Annotated in this window: 6 protein-coding genes; 2 read left to right on the top strand and 4 right to left on the bottom strand. The window is 42.0% G+C overall.

Annotated elements, in window-relative coordinates:
* Positions 1-144 precede the first annotated feature (144 nt).
* Together VF500_RS23125 and VF500_RS23120 are read right to left on the bottom strand one after the other, a co-directional pair.
* Positions 145-498: an MmcQ/YjbR family DNA-binding protein gene (locus VF500_RS23125; protein WP_330861941.1), complete on the bottom strand. Its 354-nt coding sequence runs from the start codon at positions 496-498 to the stop codon at positions 145-147.
* On the bottom strand, positions 498-1,247 hold the full coding sequence (locus VF500_RS23120) for a hypothetical protein (RefSeq protein WP_330861940.1): 750 nt from the start codon (positions 1,245-1,247) through the stop codon (positions 498-500). The genes VF500_RS23125 and VF500_RS23120 overlap by 1 nt, the downstream gene beginning before the upstream one ends.
* Before the next feature lie 77 nt (positions 1,248-1,324).
* On the opposite strand from VF500_RS23120, the gene pepT reads away from it, so the two are divergent.
* The gene (gene pepT / locus VF500_RS23115; protein WP_330861939.1) at positions 1,325-2,575 is read left to right on the top strand and encodes a peptidase T; all 1,251 of its coding nucleotides are present in this window, start codon (positions 1,325-1,327) and stop codon (positions 2,573-2,575) included.
* A 94-nt stretch (positions 2,576-2,669) separates the two neighbouring features.
* Entirely contained in the window at positions 2,670-3,164 is a 495-nt protein-coding gene (locus VF500_RS23110; RefSeq protein WP_330861938.1) for a GNAT family N-acetyltransferase, read from the top strand.
* 19 nt (positions 3,165-3,183) lie between these two features.
* On the opposite strand, the gene VF500_RS23105 is transcribed toward VF500_RS23110, so the two are convergent.
* Positions 3,184-3,375, bottom strand: a complete 192-nt coding sequence (locus VF500_RS23105; RefSeq protein WP_330861937.1) for a hypothetical protein — start codon at positions 3,373-3,375, stop codon at positions 3,184-3,186.
* Positions 3,356-3,753 (bottom strand): zeta toxin family protein (locus tag VF500_RS23100; protein ID WP_330861936.1); only part of this gene is annotated, 398 nt, incomplete at its 5' end. The genes VF500_RS23105 and VF500_RS23100, both read right to left, overlap by 20 nt.

Below are 3,753 nucleotides of genomic sequence, written 5' to 3'. Positions count from 1 at the left end.
AACTCCCTGAGCTTTTCCATAAGTACGGGTAGCATGTTGAGTTGTATTGCCGATTTTTCCTCGAACGCTTCTGCCGATACAAATTGCCCGTTATCCTTTTTACCGAAAAAGCTGAATAAGCCCATGAGGATAATGTATTTTTGCCTATAACGTAGCTATCTCCGCCTGCACTTTCTTCGGTAAGCTTTTAACCACTTCATTATAGGAATGGTCTATCATTTCACACAGTTGTTTGCGGGTAAGAGAACCGTTCATTTGCACGGTGTTCCACATTTTTTTATTCATATGGTAGCCAGGCTGCACTTCGGGGTGGAGCTCACGGAGTTCAACAGCCCATTCGGGGTCGCATTTAACATTGAACCTGTCGCCGGTTTGTAAGCCGGTTAATAGAAATATTTTTTCGGCAATTTTAAAAACCAGCGTATCCTCGCCAAAAGGAAAACCTTCGGTAGTACCTGGCTTTTGCAAACAATAATCACGCAGCTCTTCTATGTTCATTACCTGAAGTTTCTGACCAGTTTGGTATAGGATACCGTATTGCCAAAATTATATTTGAAACCAATGCTGTACTGAACAAACTGATCGGTTGCGTTGTTTTTAAATTTTTGAGGGTTGTCATTGTATCCATCAAGTCCTTCCCCGAAAGCATAGCTGTGCTGAACGCCAAGGGTTATGGTATAGCCCACCTGGTCATAATCATCATAAATTTTAAATTCATACCCAAGACGCAGAGGGATCATGAGGTTAATGCTCTTGTCTTGTCCCTGGAAACCCTCTGTTACTCCAACTGGTCCGTGGTTTTCATATCCCGGCGGATTTGAACGCTGTACAAACGCCATCTTGTTTTTGATTGCACCGATGCCTGTACCTATGTAAAAATTCTTAAGTACGTTTAAGACGCCGCTATTGTCATAATCAATGATTTCACCCATTTGCAAATCAGCACGGAGAACAAGCGCTAAAAAATTATTTTTTGATTTACGTCCAAATTCGTCCGTAGCGGGGGTAAGGCCACCGCCTTCAATTGTACCAAAATGAAAATCGAGTGCTATAGGTACATAGGGACTGTAGTTGTATGTTAAATTAAGTGTACCGCCGGGGTGCCAGACTTGCTTTTTTAGATCGTCGAAACCACGAGCATAATTGGCACCGAAACCAACTCCCCATTCATAATAATTGTAACCACTTTGGGCTTTTGCCATAACCGAGGCACAAACCAAAACAAAAAGTAGAAAATATTTTTTCAAAGTATAATTTTATCAATATTTACAATTGGAGATGGTATTAACCGCCGCCTAAATTTCCTCTAATATAAAAGCTTTATATGAATTTCAGCTCATTCATTAAGTTCACTGTAACCGAACGCTTTTTGCGCTACGTTACCATTGATACGCAATCAGACCCCTCTTCGGTTTCATTTCCGTCAACAGAAAAACAAAAAGATCTTGGCCGGCTGTTGGTTGATGAACTGTTAGCTATGGGGGTAACCGATGCGCATTTGGATGAATACGGTTATGTTTATGCTACTATTCCGTCAAATACCGATAAAAAGATGCCGGTGATCTGCTTTTGCTCACACATGGATACCGCTCCCGATTGCAGTGGAAAAGATGTTAAGCCTATAGTACACAAAAACTACCAGGGACAGGATTTAATACTCCCGGATGATAATACACAAGTGATCCGCATGGCGGAATACACCGACCTGAAAAACCAAATAGGTAATGACGTGATAACCGCCAGTGGTACAACCCTGCTCGGTGCAGACAATAAAGCAGGCGTAGCCGAAATTATGGATGCCTGTTACCAACTTATAAATCATCCTGAAATTAAACATGGCGATATCCGGATCCTGTTTACACCCGATGAAGAAGTTGGTCACGGTGTTGACCATGTGGATATTGCCAAATTAGGTGCTTTTGCAGCCTATACAATGGATGGCGAAAGCGCAGGTAATATGGAGAACGAAACCTTTTCGGCAGATGGCGCACGACTTACTATTAATGGGGTAAGTTCACACCCCGGATTTGCCAAAGGTAAAATGGAAAGTGCCATTAAAATTGCCGGGCAAATTATTGCAGCCCTGCCCGATGAGCTTTCGCCCGAGCATACTGAAGGAATGCAGGGCTTTGTACATCCGGTAGGTATAGATGGTCATGTTGAAACTGCCTCAATTGATTTTATCATCCGTGATTTTGACGAAGCCAAACTTGCTAATCATGTTGAGGTAATCCGCCAAACGGCCCGTGAGGTATTAAAGAAGTTTCCAGGTTCAACGTTTGATATTGCCGTGAGCCAGCAATACCGTAATATGAAGGGCGTGCTTGATCAGCACCCGCAAATTGTTGATTATGCCATGGAGGCTATTAACCGTACTGGCTTAACCGCCAAATTGTGCAGCATTCGTGGTGGGACTGATGGCTCAAGACTTTCGTTCATGGGACTGCCCTGCCCTAACATTTTTGCAGGTGAACATGCGTTTCACAGCAGGCATGAATGGGTGTCGATACAGGATATGCAAAAAGCCGTTGAAACTATTTTGCACCTGTGCATGATCTGGGAAGAAAGAAGTTAGTATAAAGTCGGAAGTCCGTTTTGGACTTCGAACTAACGACGTACGACTTTTGGCTAAATAGTGTATCATTATTAACACGAAATTTAATTTATAGATGTATACAATACGTACAGCCACAGCAAATGATGTGGAAACCATCCGGGATATTGCCGATAAAACATGGTGGGTAACCTATGGCCCCATTCTTGAACACGAACAAATAGCCTTTATGCTGGGCGAGATCTATTCGGCAGATAAAATAACCAAACAGGTTAAGGAAAATCTACAAACTTATATATTGCTGGAGGAGGATAGTAAACCGGTGGCGTTTGCCGCTTATTCTCCCCGCGAGGAAAATCAGGAGATCTATAAACTGCATAAGCTATATTGCCTGCCCGAAACCCAGGGCAAAGGCTATGGAAAGGTCCTGATCAATGAGGTGGCTCGAAAAACAAAAGATGCCGGCAAGCAAGCGCTTGAACTTAACGTGAACAGGTACAATAATGCTAAGTCGTTTTATGAAAAGATGGGATTTAGCATAGCCTATGAAGAGGATATTGCTATTGGCAAATATTGGATGAATGATTATGTAATGCGGAAGGAGTTATAGTTTCGTCTTTTACGACGGATTATTTGGCAGGAAGTGTTTTCAAAAGCTCCTTAGCGGGTACAGCCTTGAAGCTACCATCTTTATCACCAATGATGAGACTTTCGTTGTTGGCAGCAGCTGCTTCAACCAGTTTACGGTTTGCCCTTTTCATGCCTTCAAGCACTTTTGCAGCAAACTCGTTAATATCCATTTTATTTGTTTTTGTTGTCATTTGCTTGTGATAAAATCGTTTCCCAAATATCAGGTGTTATAATATTAGTTTTAAGTTCATCTGCACTTTGCGCAACAAACACAGGTCCAAGATCGGTGCTGTTTGCTATCAACCATTTATCACAAATGGGTATATACAAATATACCAAATTTCTTATTCCTCTATAATATCTCCGTTCTATCACATCGATAGGAATATTATGCCCGCCTCTGCTCACTCGTTTAGCTACCCGTTCGATTGCCATTTGTGGAGAACTTAGCCAAAAGAACAATAAAGTAACTTCATATCCGCTTTGCTGAGCCCTTTTAACTAAGGAAACGTAACTCCGGGTTGAAAGTGTTGTTTCAAAAGCAAAATCAACTCCCCTGCTTAGCAGCT

It is taken from the genome of Mucilaginibacter sp., assembly GCF_036383575.1.
Lineage (GTDB): Bacteria > Bacteroidota > Bacteroidia > Sphingobacteriales > Sphingobacteriaceae > Mucilaginibacter.
Note: the sequence above shows the minus strand (reverse complement) of the source record. Positions and strands in the feature narration are given on the sequence as shown.

Bases quoted from the DNA above. Each gene is read 5' to 3' on its own strand.
- VF500_RS23125 (WP_330861941.1), bottom strand. From the start codon at position 498: ATGAACATAGAAGAGCTGCGTGATTATTGTTTGCAAAAGCCAGGTACT.
- pepT (WP_330861939.1), top strand. From the start codon at position 1,325: ATGAATTTCAGCTCATTCATTAAGTTCACTGTAACCGAACGCTTTTTG.
- VF500_RS23110 (WP_330861938.1), top strand. From the start codon at position 2,670: ATGTATACAATACGTACAGCCACAGCAAATGATGTGGAAACCATCCGG.
- VF500_RS23105 (WP_330861937.1), bottom strand. From the start codon at position 3,375: ATGACAACAAAAACAAATAAAATGGATATTAACGAGTTTGCTGCAAAA.